22 protein-coding genes are annotated in these 23,410 nt (G+C 33.8%); 19 read left to right on the plus strand and 3 right to left on the minus strand.

Annotated elements, in window-relative coordinates; translation table 11 throughout:
* Positions 1-117: 117 nt before the first annotated feature.
* The 12 genes from pckA (at position 118) to OLM57_RS13215 (ending at position 15,055) form a co-directional block, all read left to right on the plus strand.
* Positions 118-1,737 (plus strand): phosphoenolpyruvate carboxykinase (ATP), encoded by a 1,620-nt coding sequence (gene pckA / locus OLM57_RS13160; protein ID WP_264564154.1) that lies wholly within the window; start codon positions 118-120, stop codon positions 1,735-1,737.
* 409 nt (positions 1,738-2,146) lie between these two features.
* Positions 2,147-3,004, plus strand: a complete 858-nt coding sequence (gene hisG / locus OLM57_RS13165) for an ATP phosphoribosyltransferase (protein WP_264564155.1) — start codon at positions 2,147-2,149, stop codon at positions 3,002-3,004.
* A 74-nt stretch (positions 3,005-3,078) separates the two neighbouring features.
* The gene (gene hisD / locus OLM57_RS13170; protein ID WP_264564156.1) at positions 3,079-4,371 is read left to right on the plus strand and encodes a histidinol dehydrogenase; all 1,293 of its coding nucleotides are present in this window, start codon (positions 3,079-3,081) and stop codon (positions 4,369-4,371) included.
* The gene (gene hisC / locus OLM57_RS13175) at positions 4,361-5,407 is read left to right on the plus strand and encodes a histidinol-phosphate transaminase (protein WP_264564157.1); all 1,047 of its coding nucleotides are present in this window, start codon (positions 4,361-4,363) and stop codon (positions 5,405-5,407) included. Before hisD ends, hisC begins: the two co-directional genes overlap by 11 nt.
* A gap of 4 nt (positions 5,408-5,411) precedes the next feature.
* Positions 5,412-6,548, plus strand: coding sequence for a bifunctional histidinol-phosphatase/imidazoleglycerol-phosphate dehydratase HisB (hisB, locus tag OLM57_RS13180; RefSeq protein ID WP_264564158.1), 1,137 nt, complete (start codon positions 5,412-5,414; stop codon positions 6,546-6,548).
* An 11-nt stretch (positions 6,549-6,559) separates the two neighbouring features.
* Positions 6,560-6,907, plus strand: coding sequence for a nuclear transport factor 2 family protein (locus tag OLM57_RS13185; RefSeq protein ID WP_264564159.1), 348 nt, complete (start codon positions 6,560-6,562; stop codon positions 6,905-6,907).
* Positions 6,908-6,911: 4 nt separating this feature from the next.
* A complete protein-coding gene (hisH, locus tag OLM57_RS13190; protein WP_264564160.1) occupies positions 6,912-7,499 on the plus strand; it encodes an imidazole glycerol phosphate synthase subunit HisH in 588 nt (195 codons plus the stop codon).
* A gap of 7 nt (positions 7,500-7,506) precedes the next feature.
* Entirely contained in the window at positions 7,507-8,229 is a 723-nt protein-coding gene (gene hisA / locus OLM57_RS13195) for a 1-(5-phosphoribosyl)-5-[(5-phosphoribosylamino)methylideneamino]imidazole-4-carboxamide isomerase (protein WP_264564161.1), read from the plus strand.
* A 100-nt stretch (positions 8,230-8,329) separates the two neighbouring features.
* Positions 8,330-9,085: an imidazole glycerol phosphate synthase subunit HisF gene (gene hisF / locus OLM57_RS13200; RefSeq protein ID WP_264564162.1), complete on the plus strand. Its 756-nt coding sequence runs from the start codon at positions 8,330-8,332 to the stop codon at positions 9,083-9,085.
* A 44-nt stretch (positions 9,086-9,129) separates the two neighbouring features.
* The gene (hisIE, locus tag OLM57_RS13205) at positions 9,130-9,729 is read left to right on the plus strand and encodes a bifunctional phosphoribosyl-AMP cyclohydrolase/phosphoribosyl-ATP diphosphatase HisIE (RefSeq protein ID WP_264564163.1); all 600 of its coding nucleotides are present in this window, start codon (positions 9,130-9,132) and stop codon (positions 9,727-9,729) included.
* A 140-nt stretch (positions 9,730-9,869) separates the two neighbouring features.
* On the plus strand, positions 9,870-11,525 hold the full coding sequence (locus OLM57_RS13210; RefSeq protein WP_264564164.1) for a M1 family metallopeptidase: 1,656 nt from the start codon (positions 9,870-9,872) through the stop codon (positions 11,523-11,525).
* A 347-nt stretch (positions 11,526-11,872) separates the two neighbouring features.
* Positions 11,873-15,055 carry a starch-binding protein gene (locus OLM57_RS13215; RefSeq protein WP_264564165.1) on the plus strand — a complete coding sequence of 1,061 codons (3,183 nt, stop codon included), beginning with the start codon at positions 11,873-11,875 and terminating at the stop codon, positions 15,053-15,055.
* A 108-nt stretch (positions 15,056-15,163) separates the two neighbouring features.
* Here the strand turns inward: OLM57_RS13215 and OLM57_RS13220 are convergent, their stop codons facing one another.
* From OLM57_RS13220 to dnaX, 3 genes are all read right to left on the minus strand, one after another.
* On the minus strand, positions 15,164-15,721 hold the full coding sequence (locus OLM57_RS13220; RefSeq protein WP_264564166.1) for an acetate uptake transporter: 558 nt from the start codon (positions 15,719-15,721) through the stop codon (positions 15,164-15,166).
* 111 nt (positions 15,722-15,832) lie between these two features.
* Positions 15,833-16,396, minus strand: a complete 564-nt coding sequence (locus OLM57_RS13225) for a DNA polymerase III subunit gamma/tau (protein ID WP_264564167.1) — start codon at positions 16,394-16,396, stop codon at positions 15,833-15,835.
* 95 nt (positions 16,397-16,491) lie between these two features.
* Positions 16,492-17,577 (minus strand): DNA polymerase III subunit gamma/tau, encoded by a 1,086-nt coding sequence (dnaX, locus tag OLM57_RS13230; RefSeq protein WP_264564168.1) that lies wholly within the window; start codon positions 17,575-17,577, stop codon positions 16,492-16,494.
* 274 nt (positions 17,578-17,851) lie between these two features.
* Here dnaX and OLM57_RS13235 point away from each other — a divergent pair, with 274 nt between their 5' ends.
* The 7 genes from OLM57_RS13235 to OLM57_RS13265 are packed head-to-tail and all read left to right on the plus strand — an operon-like array spanning position 17,852 to position 23,401.
* The gene (locus tag OLM57_RS13235) at positions 17,852-18,991 is read left to right on the plus strand and encodes an NAD(P)/FAD-dependent oxidoreductase (protein WP_264564169.1); all 1,140 of its coding nucleotides are present in this window, start codon (positions 17,852-17,854) and stop codon (positions 18,989-18,991) included.
* Between the two features lie 48 nt (positions 18,992-19,039).
* On the plus strand, positions 19,040-19,750 hold the full coding sequence (locus OLM57_RS13240; RefSeq protein WP_264564170.1) for a methyltransferase domain-containing protein: 711 nt from the start codon (positions 19,040-19,042) through the stop codon (positions 19,748-19,750).
* Positions 19,751-19,806: 56 nt separating this feature from the next.
* The gene (locus OLM57_RS13245) at positions 19,807-20,859 is read left to right on the plus strand and encodes a type III polyketide synthase (RefSeq protein WP_264564171.1); all 1,053 of its coding nucleotides are present in this window, start codon (positions 19,807-19,809) and stop codon (positions 20,857-20,859) included.
* Positions 20,860-20,876: 17 nt separating this feature from the next.
* Positions 20,877-21,305: a 3-hydroxyacyl-ACP dehydratase FabZ family protein gene (locus tag OLM57_RS13250; RefSeq protein WP_264566908.1), complete on the plus strand. Its 429-nt coding sequence runs from the start codon at positions 20,877-20,879 to the stop codon at positions 21,303-21,305.
* A 35-nt stretch (positions 21,306-21,340) separates the two neighbouring features.
* Positions 21,341-22,615: a beta-ketoacyl-[acyl-carrier-protein] synthase family protein gene (locus OLM57_RS13255; protein ID WP_264564172.1), complete on the plus strand. Its 1,275-nt coding sequence runs from the start codon at positions 21,341-21,343 to the stop codon at positions 22,613-22,615.
* A gap of 49 nt (positions 22,616-22,664) precedes the next feature.
* Positions 22,665-22,919, plus strand: coding sequence for an acyl carrier protein (locus OLM57_RS13260; protein ID WP_264564173.1), 255 nt, complete (start codon positions 22,665-22,667; stop codon positions 22,917-22,919).
* Positions 22,916-23,401: a 4'-phosphopantetheinyl transferase superfamily protein gene (locus OLM57_RS13265; protein WP_264564174.1), complete on the plus strand. Its 486-nt coding sequence runs from the start codon at positions 22,916-22,918 to the stop codon at positions 23,399-23,401. Before OLM57_RS13260 ends, OLM57_RS13265 begins: the two co-directional genes overlap by 4 nt.
* The last annotated feature ends 9 nt before the right edge of the window (positions 23,402-23,410 follow it).

Genomic DNA, 23,410 nt, shown 5'->3' on the forward strand with positions numbered 1-23,410 from the left:
CGCAAACGTTTGCGTATATTTTTTCTGCAAACATGATAAAAATCAGCTTTTTTCCTTATTTGCTAAAGTACCTTTGATAAAGAAAATAACACATCAAATTATTATAAATAGAAAACCATGAAAAACATCAAAATTATTCAGGAATTACACAATTTAGGAATCACAGGTTACCATGAAGTTGTATACAACCCTTCTTATGAAGAATTGTACAAAGCTGAAGTTTCTAATAAAAGAAAAGGATACGAAAAAGGAGCATTAACTGATACTGGTGCTGTTGCCGTAAAAACAGGAGTTTTTACAGGACGTTCTCCTAAAGATAGATATATTGTTAAAGATGCAACATCAAGAGATACTATATACTGGGATGACAAAGTAAATTTTCCAACTACTCAAGGAATTTACGATGATTTAAAAGGATTAGTTTTAAAACAACTTTCTACATCTCCAAAATTATATGTAGTTGATGCTTATTGCGGAACAAATGTTGACACAAGACTTAAAGTACGTTTCGTAATGGAAGTGGCTTGGCAAGCACACTTTGTAACTAATATGTTTATCAGACCTTCAAATTACGAATTGGAAAACTTTGGACAACCCGATTTTATTGTAATGAATGGTTCAAAAACTGTAAATCCAAATTGGAAAGAACAAGGGTTAAACTCTGAAAACTTTGTAGTATTTAACCTTACTGAAAAAATCCAAATTATTGGAGGAACTTGGTATGGTGGTGAAATGAAAAAAGGTATGTTCTCTATGATGAACTACTACTTACCTCTAAAAGGGATGGCTTCAATGCACTGTTCTGCAAACGTAGGTGAAAAAGGTGATGTTGCTGTATTCTTTGGACTTTCTGGAACTGGAAAAACTACACTTTCTGCAGATCCAAAAAGATACTTAATTGGAGATGATGAACACGGATGGGATAACAATGGAGTATTTAACTACGAAGGTGGTTGCTATGCTAAAGTAATTGACTTATCCGAAGAAAACGAACCAGATATCTGGAGAGCAATCAAAAGAGATGCTTTATTAGAAAATGTGATTGTTGATGAATACGGAGAAATTGATTATTACGATCATTCAATCACAGAAAATTCAAGAGTTTCTTACCCAATTTATCATATCAACAAAATTGTATTGCCATCAAAAGCTGGACATGCAAGCAAAATCATCTATCTTTCTGCTGATGCATTTGGAGTATTGCCTCCAGTATCAATCTTAGACGAAGATCAAGCTCAATACCACTTCTTATGCGGATATACCTCAAAATTAGCAGGAACTGAAAGAGGAATTACTTCTCCAGAACCTTCTTTCTCACCAGCATTTGGTGAAGCTTTCTTAACATTACACCCAACAATGTATTCTAAAACATTAATTGGAAAAATGAAAGAGCATGGAGCTAAAGCATATTTGGTAAACACAGGTTGGAATGGAACTGGAAAAAGAATTTCTCTTAAAAACACAAGAGCAATTATTGATGCCATCATCAACAGTGAAATCGATGCTGCTGAAACAAAAACTATTCCTTTCTTGAACTTGACGATCCCAACTGCATTAACAAATGTTAGTGAAGGAATTCTTGATCCAAGAGATACTTACAAAGATGAAGCTGAGTGGGAAAGCAAAGCAAAAGATTTATCTGCACGATACATTAAAAATTTCGAACAATATACAGATACTGAAGAAGGAAAACGTTTAGTCGCTGCTGGACCTTCTTTGGAAGCTGTTTTAAATTAGTAAGTTACTAATAATTATTTAGGGTTGGTTTTAAAACATCTATTGCTAGTGTTCAAAAAATATTAGTAATAGGTGTTTTATTTTTTATCAAATCGATTCTTTGTGACGATTAAACATTCTATTGCAGTCTTTATTTAACAAATATTTGTTGTTACGTTAAATTAAAAATAGGTTTGTAATTGTTTTATCTCTTATATTTGCAAAAGAAACAAAGAGTTATCTAAATTTATAAAGTTATGTTATCAATTCAATTACATCATCATCATTCTCATAATTGCTCTCAAGCGATGTGTTAATGGTATGCGTGTAAATCACAATAATCTAAACCCGTTTGAGTACATCAAACGGGTTTTTTATTGCCTATTCTTTGTACTCAACCATATTCTAAACAACAAACAAAAAAACTAAAATGAGTACACTTAAAATTGCAATTCAAAAATCTGGACGCCTAAACGAAGAAAGCATCCAAATCCTAAAAGACGCAGGGATCTCAATTGATAATGGAATAGATCAATTAAAAGCAGAAGCTTCCAATTTTCCTTTAGAGGTTTTATATCTGCGAAATTCAGATATTCCCCAATATTTAATCGATGGAGTAGTAGATATTGCTATTGTAGGAGATAATTTATTAGTTGAAAAAGGGAAAAACATTGAGGTAATTCAAAAATTAGGTTTTTCAAAATGTAAAGTTTCGGTAGCAGTTCCCAAAACATTTAATTATAAATCAGTAAAAGATTTAGAAGGGATGCGCATTGCAACTTCTTATCCAAACACAGTAATTGATTTTTTTAATTCTAAAGGAGTAACAGTTGATATTCACCAAATATCAGGTTCGGTAGAAATTGCCCCAAACATTGGTTTAGCAGATGCTATTGTCGATATTGTATCCAGCGGAAGCACTTTATTTAAAAACAATTTGAAAGAAGTTGAAGTTATTTTTAAAAGTGAGGCGGTATTAGCTGTTTCTCCAAAAGTAAGTCCTGAATCTCAAAAAATAATTGACACATTAAAATTTAGAATCGAATCGGTTTTAAGAGCAAGAAAATCAAAATATATTTTGATGAATATTCCAAATGACAAAATTGAAGCTGTTGGCAAGATTCTTCCCGTATTACGTAGTTTAACCGTTTTGCCATTGGCAGAAGAAGGTTGGAGTAGTGTACACTCGGTAATTGACAAAGACACTTTTTGGGAAGTAATTGACCAATTGAAAGAAGTTGGTGCCGAGGGAATTTTAGTTTGTCCAATCGAAAAAATGGTACTTTAATTTAAGCGTAAATATAAGATTAAAATAGTGATTTTTAAATCTATAAATTCTTCAATCTTTAAATTAAAATTATAATGAATAAAATATACAATCCAAAACCAGAAACTTGGTCAGCAATTTTAGAAAGACCAACTAAAACAGTTGACGATATTGAAGCAACTGTAAAAGGGATTTTCAAGGAAGTACAGTCAAAAGGGGATTTTGCTATTGCAAAGTATACATCACTTTTTGATGGGGTTTCAGTTCCTGATTTAGAAGTTTCCCAAACCGAAATAGCCACTGCAATCGCAACTATTTCTAAAGAATTAAAAGAAGCCATTCAGTTGGCAAAATCAAATATTGAAAAATTCCACGCTGCACAAAAAACAAATCGTGTTGTAGTGGAAACCACTGAAGGTGTAAACTGTTGGCAAGAGAAAAGACCAATACAAAAAATTGGTTTATACATTCCAGGAGGAACCGCTCCTTTATTTTCAACGGTATTGATGCTTGCGGTACCCGCTAATCTTGCAGGCTGCAGCGAAATCGTCTTATGTTCTCCTCCTGATAAAAATGGAAATATCAATCCAGCCATTTTGTATGCCGCTTATCTATGTGGCGTGACCAAAATTCTGAAAGTTGGCGGAATTCAAGCCATTGCAGGAATGACTTTTGGAACTGTTACTATTCCAAAAGTGTATAAAATATTTGGTCCCGGAAACCAATTTGTAACTGTTGCCAAACAATTGGCTACACAATTTGGTGTTGCCATCGATATGCCTGCAGGTCCATCGGAATTATTGATTGTTGCTGATGACACTGCAGTTCCTGCTTTCGTAGCTTCCGATTTATTGTCTCAAGCCGAACACGGAACAGATAGCCAAGTGATTTTAGTTTCTACTTCAAAAAAATTGATTGATGCTGTTGAAATTGAAATCCAATCTCAAATGGAGGTTTTACTAAGAAAAGCAATTGCAGAAAAAGCGATTGCCAATTCAAAATTGATTTTTGTCGAAAATGATACAGTAGCTTTAGAATTAATCAATGAATATGGGCCTGAACATTTTATTATTTGCACCAAAGACGAAGCTTTTTACATCGATAATATAGCCAATGCAGGTTCTGTTTTCATTGGAAATTACACTCCAGAAAGTGCCGGTGATTACGCTTCGGGAACCAATCATACCTTGCCCACGAATGGTTATGCCAAAAATTATAGCGGAGTTAATTTAGATAGTTTTCTTAAATCGATGACTTTTCAGAAAATTTCTGAAAAAGGAATACAAAATATTGGTTCGGCAATTGAAATTATGGCTGAAGCCGAGGGATTACAAGCCCACAAAAATGCAGTTACTTTACGATTAAATGCCCTTGAAAATGATAAATAGTTTTAATTTAGATAGTTTAGTTCGTGACAACGTCAAGGTTTTAAAGCCTTATTCGTCTGCCAGAGATGAATTTGAGGATTTTGACACCGCCGATATGGTTTTTTTGGATGCCAATGAAAATCCTTTTAATAGTGGTGTAAATCGGTATCCCGATCCGCAACAAGCTTCGGTAAAAAGTATTCTCGCAAAGCAACACAAAGTAAATCCAAACCAAATGTTATTAGGAAACGGTAGTGATGAGGTTCTGGATTTGATTTTTAGAGCTTTTTGTGAGCCAAAAGTGGATAATGTGATTACATTGCCACCTACTTACGGAATGTATGGTGTACTGGCAAATATCAATGCAGTAGAAAATAGAGAAGTATTGCTTTCAACTGATTTTCAGCCTCAAATTGAGAAAATCTTCAAAGCAATTGATGATAATACCAAAATGATCTTCTTGTGTTCCCCGAATAATCCAACTGGAAATTCGTTTTCAGAAGAAAGTGTGACGACTTTATTGGAGCATTTTAATGGTATAATTGTGATTGACGAAGCGTATATTGATTTTTCAGAAAAAGAAAGTTGGTTACAAAAATTAGAACAATATCCTAACTTAATCATCACACAAACACTTTCAAAAGCGTATGGTTTGGCGGGAATTCGATTGGGAATTTGTTATGCCTCAGCAGAAATAATTTCGGTTTTAAACAAAATAAAACCGCCATATAATGTAAACGAATTAACTCAGAAAAGAGCTTTAGAAAGATTGGATAACACCAATACTGTAGAATCTGAAATCAAATCTATAATAAGACATAGAGAAGATCTACTTAAAGTATTACTTGATATAAAATACGTTGAAAAAATTTATCCAACAGAAGCCAATTTTATATTGATTAAAGTGGATGATGCCAATAAAAGATACGATGATTTGATAGCCAAAGGGATCGTAATTCGAAATAGAACGACACAGCCTTTATGTGAAAATTGTTTGCGTTTGACTATTGGAACAGAGGAAGAAAATAAAAAATTAATTGAGGCATTAAAAGCTTAATAAAATGAAAAAAGTACTTTTTATAGATCGTGACGGAACCATTGTTTTAGAACCAGAAGGATATCAATTAGACAGTTTAGACAAACTTGAATTTTACCCAAAAGCGTTTCAGTATTTGGCAAAAATAGCCAAGGAAATGGATTACGAATTGGTTATGGTGACCAATCAAGACGGATTGGGAACCGACAGTTTCCCCGAAGATACTTTTTGGCCAACCCAAAACTTCATTTTGAGAGCTTTTGAAAACGAAGGTGTTCTTTTTGATGATATTTTTGTAGATCGTTCTTTTCCTGAGGATAATGCACCAACACGCAAGCCTCGCACGGGAATGTTGACTAAATACATTGACAACCCTGAATATGATTTGGCCAACTCATTTGTTTTGGGAGATCGTTTGACGGATGTGGAATTGGCCAAAAACTTGGGCGCTAAAGCCATTTTCATGAATACCACCGAAGGAGCAGGAAGTTCGGAAATTGCTGCAAAAAGAGAGGAATTAGATGAAGTGATTATCTTGCAATCTACCGATTGGAAAGTGATTTATGAGTTTTTGAAACTTGAAGCGCGTTCTGCATCGATTACAAGAAAAACCAATGAAACCGATATTTGCATCAATTTGAACTTGGACGGAACCGGAAAAAGCAAAATTGAAACCGGAATTGCTTTTTTTGACCATATGCTTGACCAGATTTCACGCCACGGACAAATGGATTTAGAGATAACCGTAAAAGGTGATTTAGAAGTTGATGAACACCACACGATTGAAGATACAGCCATTGCGCTTGGTGAAGTTTTTGCCAAAGCATTAGGAAATAAATTAGGCATTGAGCGTTATGGTTTCTGTTTGCCAATGGACGACTGCTTATCCCAAGTAGCGATTGATTTTGGAGGCAGAAACTGGCTGGTTTGGGAAACCGAATTCAAACGGGAGATGGTAGGTAAAATGCCAACAGAGATGTTTTATCATTTCTTCAAATCTTTCTCGGATGGTGCCAAAGCCAATATCAACATCAAAGCCGAAGGAACCAACGAACATCACAAAATTGAAGCCATCTTTAAAGCTTTTGCAAAAGCAATAAAAGTAGCGGTAAAACGCGATACAGAAAAAATGATTTTGCCATCAACAAAAGGAATGCTTTAATACTACCAATTATGGATGCTCAAAAATTTGCCGAACAATGGATTGAATCATGGAATTCTCATGATTTGGAAAACATAATGCAACATTATTCTGAAGACATTGAAATAACTACACCAATGATAAAATTGGCTGGAGGAATAGAAAGCGGTTCACTTGTTGGAAAAAAATCAGTCAAAGACTATTGGAATAAAGCCCTAACTAAGTTTCCTGATTTACATTTTGAGCTTTTAGAAGTTACATCTAGTGTTAATTCAGTGGCTTTATATTACAAATCCATCATGAACAAAATGGCTATTGAAGTTATGTTTTTTAATGATAAAGGATTGGTAAATAAAATGATAGCACATTATACTAATTAAGAAAATGAAAATAGTAATCATAAATTACGGATCCGGAAATATTCAAAGCATCATGTTTGCCATCGAAAGATTGGGGTTCAAAGCAGTTTTGAGCAACGATCCGGAAGAAATAAAGTCTGCTGACAAAATAATTTTTCCTGGAGTAGGAGAGGCTAGTTATGCGATGAAAATGCTTAAAAAAAGTGGTTTGGACACTTTGATTCCAACTCTTAAGCAGCCCGTTTTTGGGATTTGTTTGGGTATGCAATTGATGTGTAATAAATCGGAGGAAGGAAGTACAGAAGGATTGGGGATTTTTGATGTGGATGTCATTAAATTTTCTCCAAAAGTAAAAGTTCCCCAAATGGGTTGGAATAACATTTATAATTTAAAATCAGATTTATTTAAAGGAATTACAGAAAATGAATACATGTATTTGGTGCATAGTTTTTATGCGCCTATTTGCAAAGAAACCATTGCAACTACTGATTATGAAGTGGAATATTCTTCAGCTTTAGAGAATGATAATTTCTACGGAACACAATTTCACCCAGAGAAAAGCGGTGATGTTGGTGAGCGCATTTTAAACAACTTTTTAAACATTAAACTTTAAACAAATTATGCGAATAATCCCCGCAATAGATATTATAGAAGGAAAATGTGTTCGCTTGTCCAAAGGCGATTACAATACCAAAATCATATACAATGAAAATCCGCTTGAAGTAGCCAAATCATTCGAAGCACACGGAATCGAATACTTGCATTTGGTAGATTTGGATGGCGCTAAATCGAGCAAAATTGTAAATTATAAAATATTGGAACAAATAGCTACGCAAACCAAACTGAAAATTGATTTTGGTGGCGGATTGAAAGCTGATTCTGATTTGAAAATAGCTTTCGAAAGTGGTGCCAACCAAATCACAGGAGGCAGTATCGCAGTAAAAAACAGAGCTATTTTTGAAAAATGGATTGCCGAATATGGTTCGGATAAAATTATTTTAGGAGCTGACGCTAATAATGAAAAAGTAGCCGTCTCAGGTTGGTTGGAAGATTCTGATGAGGATTTAGTTCCGTTTATCCAAGATTATCAAAGCAAAGGAATTCAGTATGTGATTTGTACCGATATTGCCAAAGACGGAATGCTGGAAGGACCAAGTTTTGATTTGTATGCTAAAATTTTAATGGAAGCCAATGGTATAAAATTAATTGCATCAGGTGGAATTTCTACTTTTGATGAATTGCCTAAATTAGCAAAATTAGGTTGTGAAGGGACTATAATCGGGAAAGCGATTTATGAAGGTCGAATTTCATTGAAACAATTGGAAAATTATATAATAAAATAGATTATTCCGCAAAGAAGCACAAAGTAGACGCAAAGATTCACCAAGATTTTTGTGTATCTCTGCGAAACCTTTGCGAATCTCTGTGTAACAATTATAAAAAATGTTAACAAAAAGAATAATACCTTGTCTCGACATCAAAAACGGAAGAACCGTAAAAGGCGTTAATTTCGTAGATTTGCGTGATGCGGGCGATCCTGTGGAATTGGCCAAAATCTACTCGGATGAAGGTGCTGACGAATTGGTTTTTCTTGACATTTCTGCAACTGAAGAACGCAGAAAAACTTTGGTGGATTTGGTTCGAAAAGTGGCTGCAACTATCAATATTCCATTTACAGTAGGCGGTGGAATTTCAACCGTAGAAGATGTTGAAGTTTTATTGCAAAATGGTGCGGATAAAGTTTCTATCAATTCTTCGGCAGTAAAAAATCCGCAGTTGATTAATGATTTGGCACAAAAATTCGGGAGCCAATGTGTGGTGGTGGCGATAGATGCCAAGCAAATTGAAGACGAATGGATGGTGCATTTGGTAGGAGGGAAGGTTCCTACGGAAATTCGATTATTCGATTGGGCACAAGATGTAGAACAAAGAGGAGCAGGAGAAATCCTTTTTACCTCTATGAATCATGACGGAACCAAAAACGGATTTGCAAATGAAGCTTTGGCAAAACTGTCACAATTAGTCAATATTCCGATAATTGCTTCGGGAGGAGCAGGGAATATGCAACATTTTGTAGATACCTTTATTGATGGAAAAGCGGATGCAGCATTGGCGGCAAGCGTGTTCCATTTCAAGGAAATCGAAATTAAAGCTTTAAAAAAAGAATTAAAAAACAACAATATAGAAGTTCGGATCTAGTTTTACTTTAAAAACATTCAACTTTACAACTATAGACTATAATTATGAACATAGATTTTTCAAAAAGCGCACACGGGTTAATTCCTGCAATAATCCAAGATAGTGAAACCAAGAATGTTTTGATGTTGGGTTACATGAATGCCGAAGCTTACCAAAAAACAATAGATACCCAAAAAGTAACTTTCTACAGCCGTTCCAAACAAAGACTTTGGACAAAAGGGGAAGAAAGTGGTAACTTCCTGAATCTGATTGATATCAAAAACGACTGCGACAATGATACATTATTGATTCAAGTGCAACCCGTGGGACCAACCTGTCACAAAGGAACGGACACCTGCTGGGCAACCGAAAATAAACAGGATTATGGCTTTATCTCTAATTTGGAGGAAACTATCAAAACCCGAAGACAAAATGCCGATTCTGACAAAAGTTATGTTGCTTCCTTATTCAAATTGGGAATCAACAAAATTGCTCAAAAAGTGGGAGAAGAAGCAGTAGAAGTGGTCATTGAAGCCAAAGATGATAATGATGATTTGTTCTTGAGCGAAGGCGCCGATTTACTTTTTCATTACTTAATCTTGTTGCAAGCCAAAGGTTTTCAATTAAACGACGTGGTTGAAGTTTTGAAAAGCCGTCAGAAGTAATATAAGTTTTCCAAATAATCAATCAAAATTAAGAACTTATATTTTCTAAACCTCAATGGTAAATTAATTGCTATTGGGGTTTTATTAGTTATAAAAAACTCAAAAAAAGTACGTAGTTTTGGTGGAAAATTATCTAATTCATGAAAAAACATCTTAACCTATTATTAATCACGTTTTTAATTTCCACTGGAATCCAAGCTCAAGGTTTGCTTACCAAATCGGATATTGTTTTTACCAGACAAGATTCTTTAAGAGGCAGTATTACTAAAGAAAGAGTATGGTGGGATGTAAAACACTATAATTTGGATGTAAAAGTAAATCCTGCAGACAGTACAATTACAGGATCTAATACTATTCAATATAAAGTGTTACAACCTTATAATGTAATGCAAATTGACTTGCAAAATCCAATGGAAATTACCAAAGTTACCCAAGATGGTGTAGCATTACAATACAAAAGAGATGGTAATGTTTTCTTTATAACATTGGCATCAACTCAAAATGTAGGGGCTATTAAAGAGGTAAAAGTATTTTATCACGGTAAACCAAAAGTAGCCGTTAGACCACCATGGGATGGTGGGTTAACTTGGAAAAAAGATAAAAACGGAAATGATTTTATTGCTTCTTCTTGTCAAGGATTGGGCGCCAGTGTTTGGTGGCCAAACAAAGACCATATGTATGATGAAGTCGAAGGAATGAAAATCAGTGTGAATGTTCCTGACAATTTAATGGATGTTTCGAATGGGCGTTTGCAAAATGTAAAAAAGTTAAAAGACGGTACCAAAACATATACATGGGTTGTAAAAAATCCAATCAATAATTATGGTGTAAATATCAATGTTGGTGATTATGTTACTTTTTCGGAGAAATACAAGGGAGAAAAAGGTGATTTAGATTGCACTTATTATGTTTTGAAAGATAATCTGGCAAAAGCCAAAGAGCAATTCAAAGATGTACCTCGAATGTTGAAAGCTTTTGAACATTGGTTTGGTCCTTATCCTTTTTATGAAGACAGCTACAAACTGGTGGAAGCTCCTTATTTAGGAATGGAACACCAAAGTTGTGTAACCTACGGAAATGGCTTTAAAAATGGATATTTGGGACGCGATTTGAGCGGGACGGGTTGGGGACTGAAGTTTGATTTTATTATCATCCATGAATCGGGACACGAATGGTTTGCCAATAATATTACTTATAAAGATATTGCCGACATGTGGATTCATGAAAGCTTTACTTGTTATTCAGAAAGCCTTTTTCTAGAATACTATTATGGAAAAGAAGCTGGCTATGAATATGTGAGAGGTATTCGAAAAAATATTGAAAATGAAAAACCAATCATTGGGTATTATGACGTAAACAATGAAGGTTCGGGAGATATGTATTATAAAGGAGCCAATATGTTGAATACTCTGCGTCAGCTCGTAAATAACGATGAGAAATGGAGAAGTATTTTGAGAGGCTTGAACAGTACTTTTTACCATCAAACGGTAACAACCAAACAAATTGAAGATTATTTGAGTCAACAAGTTGGTGTGGATTTAAATCCGTTTTTCAATCAATATTTGAGAGACATCCGAATTCCTACTTTTGAATATACAATACAGGACAACATTTTGAAATACCATTGGACAAATATTGTTACTGGTTTTGATATGCCTGTAAAAGTTGCTCTAAATGGGACTGAAGTTACTTTGAATCCAAAAGCAGAATGGACTGAATTTACCAACTCTTCAAAAATTGAAAATGTTGCATTGGATCCTAATTTCTATGTTTTCAGTAAAGAAGGTCAAAAATAAGAATTTGATTCTTCTTGGTCTACTGGTAGATGTGAATAAAAATTTTTAATCTGGAAGGGCTCAAACTTAACACAAGTTTGAGCCTTTTTTATAATTATATTTTAATCTTTAGGGGTTTTATGCGCTACAAGGTTTTTAATTATGAACAAAATTTAAAAAAAATAAAGGTAAAGGTTAAGTGCTTGATAATCATTTTGTTTTCGTTTGCTGTTTTTTTATTAACATTTATCAAAACTACATCGATAGAGTTGTGATAACTTTAAAATATGAAGTAACAAATAAAATATAGTGTAATTAAAATGCAAATAAATTATTAATTTCATAAATTATTAACCAAAATAAACCTTATGAAATTAAAAAATTATTTTTCGTTACTCTTTATTATTCTTTTACATTCTATTGTTTTTGCTCAATCAAAAGCTACTGGAAAAGAAGTTATGATTCAGGGATTTCACTGGACTACTGATGTATCTGCCACCAAATGGTATGAAGTCATAAAAAGTAATTCAGCAACATTGCAAACAGCCGGCTTTGATGCCATTTGGCTTCCGCCTCCCAGTAAATCTACTGGAGGAATGGGTTATATACCAACAGTTTGGTATGATTTGAATAATGCTCAAGGCACCCAAGCTCAATTGGTATCTTTAATAACCGATCTGCATTCTAAAAATATTAAAGTAATTGCAGATATTGTTATTAATCACAGAGGAGGAACCTTAGGATGGTATGATTTTTCAACACCTTCTTGGAATACACCAACGGAAACTTGGTCTATTTGTAACAACTCCAACATCAGTGCTTCGGGGCAAAAAGGCACGGGTGCTGCAGATTATGATCCAGTAGCGGCGGGTTTAAAATCACCTGGTGAATCAGGATCATTCTCGGCAGCAAGAGATTTGGATCACTCTAATGTTGAAGTTAGAAACGGGATAAAAACTTGGATGAATTGGTTGAAAAATGACATTGGTTTTGATGGATGGCGTTATGATTTTGTACATGGCTATGACGGAAAATACCTAAAGGAATACAATGATGCTACCAATCCATATTTCTCTGTTGGAGAATTATTGGAAGGGGATAGAAATAGAATTGTAAAATGGTTGGATTACACTAAAGGTAGTGGAACTACGGCCTCTTCAACAGCTTTTGATTTCGCAACAAAAAAAACGTTGCAGGATGCTTTCAATCAAAATAATTTAAGCTACCTAAAAGATGGCTCTGGAAAAGCTTCAGGTTTGATTGGTGTTTGGCCATCAAATGCAGTTACTTTTTTAGATAATCACGATACAGGTCCAAAACCTTATGGTCAAGATCTGTGGATTTTTCCTGGTGATCAAGTCTTAAAAGGATATGCTTATATTCTAACTCATCCAGGTACGCCAATGGTTTGGTGGCCACATTATTTTAATTGGGGAATCAAGAATGAGATTGATGCTATGATTAAAATCAGAAAAGATAATGGACTTAGCAGTACATCGAATTTAAATATTGTAGCTGCAACAAACAATTTATATGCTGCCATTATTGATGATAAAGTAGCTATGAAATTAGGATCCGATAGTTGGTCGCCATCTGGAACTGGTTGGATTCTAAAATTATCTGGAACTGGTTTTGCAATTTGGGATAAGGGAACCGTTATAGATGTACCAAGCTTAACCAATTCTCAAGTTGGAGGCACATTTACTACAGGAACTACTGTAAATGTTGTACTAACAGCGAATAACACTTCTTCTACAATATATTATACTTTAGATGGCTCAGTTCCAACAACTGCATCGGCTTCTGCTGTTGGTACAAAGACTTTGGCAATTACAGCAAATACTACACTAAAGGCTTTTGTAAAAAATACAGCAAATGTCAGCTCTTCGGTTTATACAGAAACCTATACTTTTGGAGTTGCTCCAACTTTTACGGTCTATTTTAAAAAACCATCAACTTGGAATGCAGCTGTTAAAGTATATTATTGGACTCCAACTGGCACAGCTCCAGTAGTTGCATGGCCTGGAGTTGCTATGACGCAAGATTGTGGCGATTGGTATAAATATACATTTCCTTCTACTGTGAGTGCTACAAACTTATTATTTGATGACGGGACGTTAAAAACTGCAGATTTGACTGCAACCGCTGGAATCAAATATTATGATGCAGCATGGCTTATTTCAGAGCCTGCAAACAGATGTCCTAGTATTGCACCAGATTTTACAATCTCTCAAGCTGGTGGTACTTTTACAACAGGAACTACGATTACGACGGTTTTGACTGCAAATGAAACAACTTCCACAATTTATTATACATTAGACGGTACAGTTCCAACAACGGCTTCAGCTTCATCAGTTGGTACAAAAAGCTTAGCTATTACAAGTAATACTACTTTAAAAGCATTTGTAAAAAATACTGCCGGAGTATCCTCAACAATAAAAACAGAAGTTTATAATTTTGCGACTCCAACCACTTTTACCGTTTATTTCAAGAAACCATCAACTTGGAATTCTGCAGTGAAAGTATATTATTGGGCAACTACTGGCACAGCTCCTGTAGTAGCATGGCCTGGAGTTGCGATGACACAAGATTGCGGCGAGTGGTATAAGTTTACTTTTCCTTCTACTGTGAGTGCAACAAGCTTATTATTTAATGATGGGACGCTAAAAACTGCAGATTTGACTACTACAGCCGGAATCAAATATTATGATGCCGCATGGTTAGGTGCTGAACCTGCAAACAGATGTCCTGTAATTGCGCCAGATTTGACAATTTTGCCAGCAGGAGGAAATTACACAACTGGAAATACAGTAAATGTAGTATTGACAGCAAATGTGAATACTTCTACGATTTATTATACATTGGATGGTACAACCCCAAGTACTTCTTCAGCTTCTGCTATTGGCACAAAAACGATTGCTATAACTGCCAACACAACTTTGAAAACTTTTGTGAAAAATACAGTAGGAACTGCTTCTGCAGTAAAAACGGAAGTTTACAATTTCTCAACAGTAACTACCTTGACAGTTTATTTCAAACCACCAACTACATGGACTGGCGTGCCAAAAGTGCATTATTGGAATGCCATTCCAGCAGGCAGCGTTGCAAATACGACTTGGCCGGGAGTTGCAATGGTAGCAGATGTTAATGGCTTTTATAAATATACCATTACAGGTCCAACATCTATTAATTTGATTTTTAATAATGGATCTAGCGGAACCGCAAATCAAACAGCTGACTTGTTAAATAAAACAAATGGTTATTCATATACTTGGGGTGCTAGCACAGCTAAATTGGGGTTAAAAGGGACAGTTGAAACAGAAAATACAACCGTTTCAATATTTCCAAATCCGGTAAGCAGTTTGTTGCAAGTGAGTTCTAGTTCAGCTGTTTCGGATTATCAAATAACATCTTTTAATGGTACTCTTGTTCAAACAGGAAAAGCGATTAGTAATACTATTGATGTAAGTAATTTAAGTGATGGTCTTTACATAATCAGAATTCGTTTTGAGAATGGGCAAGAACTTCAACAAAAAATTATTAAAAAATAAAATAATAATTATATAAAAGTAAAGGCTCAAAACATCAGTTTTGAGCCTTTTTATTTGGATTAAAGATTTAGGTTTAATCCTTTTGAAACATTGTGAAGCAATATATTTTTAATATGGTAAAACTCTTTTGTTTTTTACTTCTTCCAATAATTCGGCCATAGCCAAATAAAAGGCACTACTGCCACAAATCACGCCAATTATACCTGCTATAAAAGTGATATTTTCATTTCCTGTGAATTTAGAAATTGCCAAAAGAAAAAATAAAACCGTAAGCGACAAGAAAACAAATTGTTGCACTTTACTGCCTCCCCAAGTTCCCCACCACATAAAAGCAGTAAATAAACCCCAGATTACTAAGTAGCATCCAAAAAATGGAGCGGGAGTTGTACCAGCCATTTCAAAACCAGTATTTGGAAACAACCAAATACCCACTAGGGAAATCCAGAAAAAACCATAAGATATAAAAGCAGTCCCAGCAAAAGTCTTTCCGTTTTTGAACGAAAAGATACCAGCAATTATTTGTGCCAATCCACCATAAAAAATCCCCATCGAAATAATAACAGCACTAACGGGGAAAAATCCCATATTATGTAAGTTTAAAAGAATTGTGGTCATTCCAAAGCCCAAAAGGCCAAGAGGTGCAGGATTTGCAAGTTTGTTTTCCATTTTAATTGGTTTTTAGTTAAAAAATTATGGTTTTAAAAATAAGAAAGCAATATATGTAAAAATGGTACAATAATGACATTTTTCAATACAATTGTATCATCATCAGATTATTTAAATGTCTATGTCTAAACCAAAAGTTGTTCGCAACAATTCAATATTTGGATTTATTTCTAACAGTCTGTTGTAGCGATCCTGATCATTAAAACTTCTTTTTATGTCAATACTTTCATTGACAATGACAGTAATTGTAATATTGTGATTGTGCAAATGACTTCGCATGTGACTTAGAAGACCATGCATTTCGCTTTCAAAATCCAGTTTAGAACCCTCGTTTGGCAATTCAAAAGATATTTTGGTGCCTGATAATTTTGGATCATTAATCAATAATAAGGATTCCATTATCTTATAACCTTTGTCGCCTAGGCGTTGCGCATATTTGGTCCATTGCAGCAGCATTTCTGTTTCGGTAAAAGATTCTGTAGGTAATTGTGTTGTCTCTTTTACAAAACCTTTTAAATTTTCCTCTAATGCTTTTTTTGCCCTAATACTCGAAAGAGATAAAGCCGAAAATTTAGGTTCATTACTTGCTGAAGAAACAGCAGTAACTTTTGTAATCGGAGTTTCCACTTCTGCAGGAACTACTGGTTTCGAAATTGTCTCTACTTCTTTTGGCAATGAGATTTCATCAGCTTCTTTAGCAACTGGTGTCTGTATTTTGGGATTTTCAACAATTGAATAATCCGCTGCCTTTCTAAAATAAGTGGGTGGAATTATAAATTGATTAACTTTTTTTTTTCTCCATCATAAGTGATGGAGGCCAATTGCATCAAACAAAGTTCTACAAGCAGTCGTTGGTTTTGACTGACTTTGTATTTCAAATCACAATCATTGGCAATTTCGATTCCTTTTAATAAAAATTCCTGACTGCATTTTTGAGCTTGAACGCCGTACATTTTTTGAGCTAGTTCGCCTACTTCCAGTAAAACAAGGGTAGAAGGTGTTTTGCTAACCAATAGATCTCTAAAATGAGTAGCCAAACCTGAAACAAAATGATGACTGTCAAATCCTTTTGACAAAATATCATTAAAAGCCATCAATAGATTTGGAATCTTATTTTCGAGTATTAAATCGGTAACTGTAATGTAAGTTTCGTAATCCAAAACATTTAAGTTTTCGGTTACGGCTTGGCGTGTTAAGTTGTTTCCGCAAAAAGAAACGACCCTGTCAAAAATAGACAAAGCATCGCGCATGGCACCATCCGCTTTTTGAGCTATAATATGCAAGGCATCATCCTCAAAAACAACTCCTTGACTAGTAGCTACATCGGCAAGATGTTCTTTAGCATCTTTTACTGTGATTCTTTTGAAATCAAATATCTGACAACGCGATAAAATAGTCGGAATAATTTTATGCTTTTCGGTCGTAGCCAATATAAAAATAGCATGTTTAGGCGGTTCTTCCAGCGTTTTTAAGAAAGCATTGAAAGCAGCCGAAGACAACATGTGTACCTCATCAATAATATAGACTTTGTATTGTCCTGTTTGCGGCGGAATACGAACCTGGTCAATTAAATTCCGAATATCATCAACGGAATTATTGGAAGCAGCATCCAGTTCGAATACATTAAAAGCAAAATCTTCGTTGGGATCATCATAACCTGGCTGATTTATTTTACGAGCCAATATTCGGGCGCAGGTAGTTTTGCCAACTCCACGCGGACCTGTAAACAATAAAGCCGAAGCCAAGTGATTGCTTTCTATGGCATTAAGTAATGTATTGGTAATGGCTTTTTGTCCCACCACATCTTTAAATGTTTGTGGACGGTATTTTCGAGCCGATACTACAAATTGTTCCATAGGTTTATTATTCGAAAGCAAATATAGGACTTGAAAAATCAAAAAGCAAACGCTAAAATTTAATTTCAAAAAAGTAAAAACGAAATTTCGAATTATATTTTTTTTGTTATTTTATAAATGATTTTAGCTATTACTTTTTAGAAAATCTATTAAAATATCCGTAAATTGGACATTTACAAAATATGTGAATTTTAAAAATAATATTTTTTTTATGTAACTGTGTTTCATAAATTATGCTTTTTCTTTGGAATAGAAACAATCATCTAAGTTTTTCATGAATAAAAATGATGCAATACTAATTATTGGGGGTGGTTTGGCTGGACTTACGGCAGCAATTCATTTATCTAAAAAGGATTTAAAAGTCATCTTGATTGAAAAAAATGAATATCCTAAGCATAAGGTATGTGGAGAATACATTTCAAATGAAATTTTACCGTACTTAAATTGGCTTTCACTGGATATTTCCGAATTAAATCCTACCCATATAACAAAATTAGCCTTTTCAATTGCAGATGGGAAGATGATAGAATGCAATTTGCCACTTGGAGGATTCGGAATCAGTAGGTATGCATTGGACGAATTTTTATATAAAAAAGCCTTGGAAAACGGTTGCGAAATTCTGCAAGATAGTGTTGAAAATATCGTTTATGAAAACGACATTTTTACGGTTTCAACATTAAACAATAGGGTTTTACAGTCAAAAATTTTGATAGGTGCGTTTGGAAAAAGATCAAATATGGATCAAAGATTACAACGATCATTTATTCTGAAAAAATCGTATTGGTTGGCTGTAAAAGCGCATTATTCTGGAGAATATCCTAATGACTTGGTTGGTTTGCATAATTTTGAAGGTGGATATTGTGGCGTATCGAAAGTGGAAAACAATACTATTAATATTTGTTATCTGGCAAGTTATGAAACATTCAAAAAATGCAAAAATATCGAAGAATATCAAAATCAGGTAGTGAAACAGAATCCGCATTTGGAATTAATTTTTAAAAATTGCACACTGCTTTTTGATAAACCAATATCAATTAGTCAGATTTCGTTTGACGAAAAAGCAAACGTAGAAAATCATATTTTAATGATTGGAGATACTGCGGGACTTATTCATCCTTTGTGCGGAAACGGAATGGCAATGGCAATTCATAGCGCTAAAATCCTCTCGGAATTGATTGAAAAACGGTATTCAAATGAAATAAAAACACGTGAAGAATTAGAACAAAAGTATATTCAAGAATGGAATTTTAATTTTAAAAATAGACTAAGAATTGGACGTTTTTTGAGTTATTTATTGCAAAAACAAAAGTTATCAGCAATATTGATGAAAATATTGATTAATTTTCCTTTTCTAATGCCAATTATTATAAAAAGTACCCATGGAAAACCAATTGCAGTAGCGTATGAGCATTAACAATGGTAATCTCAAGAAATTTCTTTCTGAATTTAATATACTAAAAAAATGTTTTTGAAAACCCAATATAGAACGGACAAACCCGAAATAATGGATGATTTTGCTTTGGAAGGTGTTGCATTAAAAGAGGCTTTGGATAAAATTGCGAGGATTAATCAATTATTGGGAGGCAACCAATTAACTCTAAATGGAATTAAAAAAATACTTAAAAAAGCAAATAGATTAGACACAATACGAATTGTTGATGTTGGTTGTGGAAATGGTGATATGTTACGAAAAGTGGCTGATTTTGGAGTTCAGAATAACTTAAATTTTGAATTAACAGGAATCGATGCCAATTCATATACTATAAATTATGCACAACAGTTATCAATAAATTATCCAAATATACAGTATCGTTGTGAAGATATTTTTGATAAATCTTTGAATGATATAAAATATGATATAGTGCTAATTACATTGACATTACATCATTTTAAAGACAGTGAAATTGAAGAAATATTGCAGTTATTTAATAAAAATTCTAAGCTAGGAATTGTAATAAACGATTTGCAAAGAAGTATAATTGCTTATAGATTATTTCAATGTTTATGTATAGTTTTTCAATTAAAAAATATGTCGCGAGAAGATGGTTTGACTTCCATATTAAGGGGGTTCAAAAAAAAGGAACTGATTCAGTTCTCTAAAAAGCTGAACTTAAAAAAGTATAGTATTCAGTGGAAATGGGCATTTCGATATGAATGGATAATCGAAAAATAAAAGTATTAAAAAAAGGGCTTTTTTTTATTAATTAGAATTTGACACAAAAAACAATAATGAGTGTAAAAATAAAATGTGTTGCCAAGCAACTGCCCAAATATTATAGAACAACCGAAGAAATTATTCCTTTTTTAGATGCCTGGTTAGTGGATCAAGATGAACGATTTATCCGCAAGGTGAAAAAAATATTTGAAGGAGCAGCTGTTGATAAACGATATTCTATTATGGATCCGATTGAGGTTTTTACCAAAACGTCTTTTGAAGAAAGAAATGATATTTATGTTCGGGAAGCAATAGTTTTGGGAGAAAAAGTGTTGGAAAAAGCTTTAAAAAAAGCAAATTGGGAGCCTAAAGAATTGGATTATATCATCACAGTGAGTTGTACCGGAATTATGATTCCTTCATTAGATGCATACTTAATTAATGGTTTGCAATTGCGTCAGGATATAATACGATTGCCGGTTACAGAAATGGGTTGTGCGGCAGGAATTTCGGGTATGATTTATGCAAAAAACTTTCTTCAGGCTAATCCAGGCAAGAAAGCGGCTATAATTGCGGTAGAAAGTCCCACAGCAACCTTTCAATTGGATGATTTTTCGATGGCAAATATAGTGAGCGCAGCCATTTTTGGAGATGGTGCAGCTTGTGTATTGCTTTCATCTTGTGAAGGAGAAACAGGACCCGAAATTATTGATGAGCAGATGTATCATTTTTACGACAATATTCACATGATGGGTTTCAAACTTACCAATTCTGGGTTGCAAATGGTTTTGGATATAGAAGTTCCTGAAACTATTGCATCTCATTTTCCAGATATAATTCATCCATTTTTAAAAAAAAATAATTTAAAAATGGAAGATATTGATCATTTAATTTTTCATCCTGGCGGAAAAAAAATTGTGCAAACAGTTGAAGATTTGTTTTCGGAACTGGGAAAAAATATAGACAACACAAAAGAAGTGTTAAAACAATATGGTAATATGTCCAGCGCAACCGTATTGTACGTCTTGGAGCGTTTTATGGAAGATTATCCCGAAAAAGGATCTAAGGGATTAATGTTGAGTTTTGGTCCCGGATTTTCGGCTCAAAGAATATTATTGAAGTTTTAAAACATTCAGATTAAATGATGAAAAAACAAGATATTATTTCAAAATTGCCTTATTCTAAACCTTTTTTGTTTGTTGATGAAATTTTAAATATTGACGATAATAGGGTAGAAGGAGTTTTTACATTTGATGAAAATTTAGATTTTTACAAAGGTCATTTTAAAGATAATCCGGTAACACCTGGCGTTATTTTGACTGAAGTTATGGCTCAAATTGGTTTGGTTTGTTTGGGTATTTTTTTATTAAATGAAAAATACAATATAAATACCGCAATTGCCATGACATCAACAAATATGGAATTTTTAAAACCGGTTTTTCCAAATGAAAAAGTGACTGTCATTTCGGAAAAAATGTATTTTAGATTTGGAAAATTAAAATGTAAAGTACAAATGTTAAATAAAAATGGAGTTGTTGTTTGTACAGGAATTATTTCTGGAATGCTTATTTAATTTGACTGATTTTAATTTTAAAATTTGAAGTGAAAATGAATAGAAGAGTTGTAATAACAGGACTTGGTGTAGTTGCTCCAAATGGAGTAGGGCTAGATGCGTTTACTTTTGCAATTAAGAATGGAATTTCGGGAATTAAACATTTTGAAGAGTTGGAGAGATTAAAATTTTCATGTCAAATAGCTGGAAAACCTGATGTTTCAGAAGAATTGGCATTGCACTATTTTACAGATTTAGAATTGAAAAATTTTAATTCATCAGGCATTTTATATGGAGTTATTGCAGGCTTGGAGGCATGGAAAGATGCGGGTTTATCTGCAGCAACGCATGAAGAACCAGATTGGGATAGCGGTACAATTTTTGGATCTGGAACATCTGGAATTGATAAGTTTAGAGAAAGTGTTTATAAAATTGATGATTTTAAAGTCAGAAATTTGGGTAGTACGGCAGTAGCTCAAACAATGAATAGCGGAATTAGCGCTTATTTGTCTGGAAAATTGGGTTTAGGTAACCAGGTTACAACCAATTCATCAGCATGTACCACTGGAACAGAAAGTATTTTAATGGCTTACGACCGCATTATATCTGGACAAGCAAAACGAATATTAGCAGGGAGTACCAGTGATTCTGGACCTTATATTTGGGGTGGTTTTGATGCAATGCGTGTATGCACTTTCAAACATAACAATTCACCCGAACAAGGATCAAGACCTATGTCAGCTTCAGCTTCAGGGTTTGTACCAGCAAGTGGAGCTGGGGCATTAGTTGTAGAAGATTTGGAAACTGCTCTTGAACGTGGAGCTACTATATATGCAGAAATTTTGGGAGGCAATCTAAACTCTGGCGGTCAAAGAGGACTCGGTACAATGACTGCTCCAAATCCGATGGCAGTTCAAAAATGTATTCAAAGTGCTGTTGCAAATGCTGGAATTACTGCCCGAGACATCGATGCAATAAATGGACATCTAACAGCAACATCAAAAGATAGTCTTGAAATTTTGAATTGGAGTACAGCTTTGAATAGATCAGGAAGCGATTTTCCTTATATCAATTCTTTAAAATCGATGGTGGGTCACTGTTTGTCTGCTGCAGGAAGTATTGAAAATGTTGCAACTGTATTGCAAATAAAGCATGGATTTATTTTTCCAAATATAAATTGCGAGGATTTGCATCCAGAAATAACATCCATAACTGATGAATCCAGAATTCCTAGGCAGTTAATTGAAAAAGATATAAATATCGTTGCCAAAGCTAGTTTCGGATTTGGAGATGTAAATGGGTGTATTATTTTTAAAAAATTTAATACATAAAAAGATAGTATCTTAGTAATCTTAAATTTAGAAACTTTAAACAAAAAAGATGAGTAGACCAGAAACAATTGAAGAGTTAAAAAATATTGTTAAGCCCTACATTCAAGACCAAGATGCTTTTGAAGCACTTACTGAAGACACTGATTTTATAAATGATTTAAAAATAAATTCGGCCAATTTAGTAGATGTTATTTTGGATATTGAAGAGAAATATGATATTATAATTGATAATGAATCCATGGAAAAAATGGTCAATGTAAAAGCGGCTATGCAGATTATAGAGACTGAATTATCAAAAAAATGATTGGAAATGACATTGTAGATTTAGATTTGGCTAAAAGAGCAAGCAATTGGAAACGAAAAGGATTTTTGGATAAGATTTTCACTTCAAATGAGCAAGAATTGATTTTGAGTTCAACTATTCCAGATACTTTGGTTTGGAATTTATGGACAAGAAAAGAAGCAGCTTATAAAATTTACAATCGTCAAATGGGAATAAGAGGCTTTTTCCCATTACGAATGGAATGTCATTATACTGATCAAAATTACGGAACAGTTTCTATCAATGATTTTATTTTTTATACAAAAACCGAAATTACAAATGATTATTTATATACGGTTGCAATAAATGAAAAAGGAAACTTTGATGATGTTAAAACTTTAGAGTTAACTAATCAAATAAAAAAAGAAAATGGTATTCCATTTAGAATTGATTTGGGTACGAAACATATTATTCCAGTTTCAATAACACATCACGGAAAGTTTAAACGAATTATTTCTTTATAGGCAAGAACG

Source organism: Flavobacterium sp. N3904 (genome assembly GCF_025947305.1).
Lineage (GTDB): Bacteria > Bacteroidota > Bacteroidia > Flavobacteriales > Flavobacteriaceae > Flavobacterium.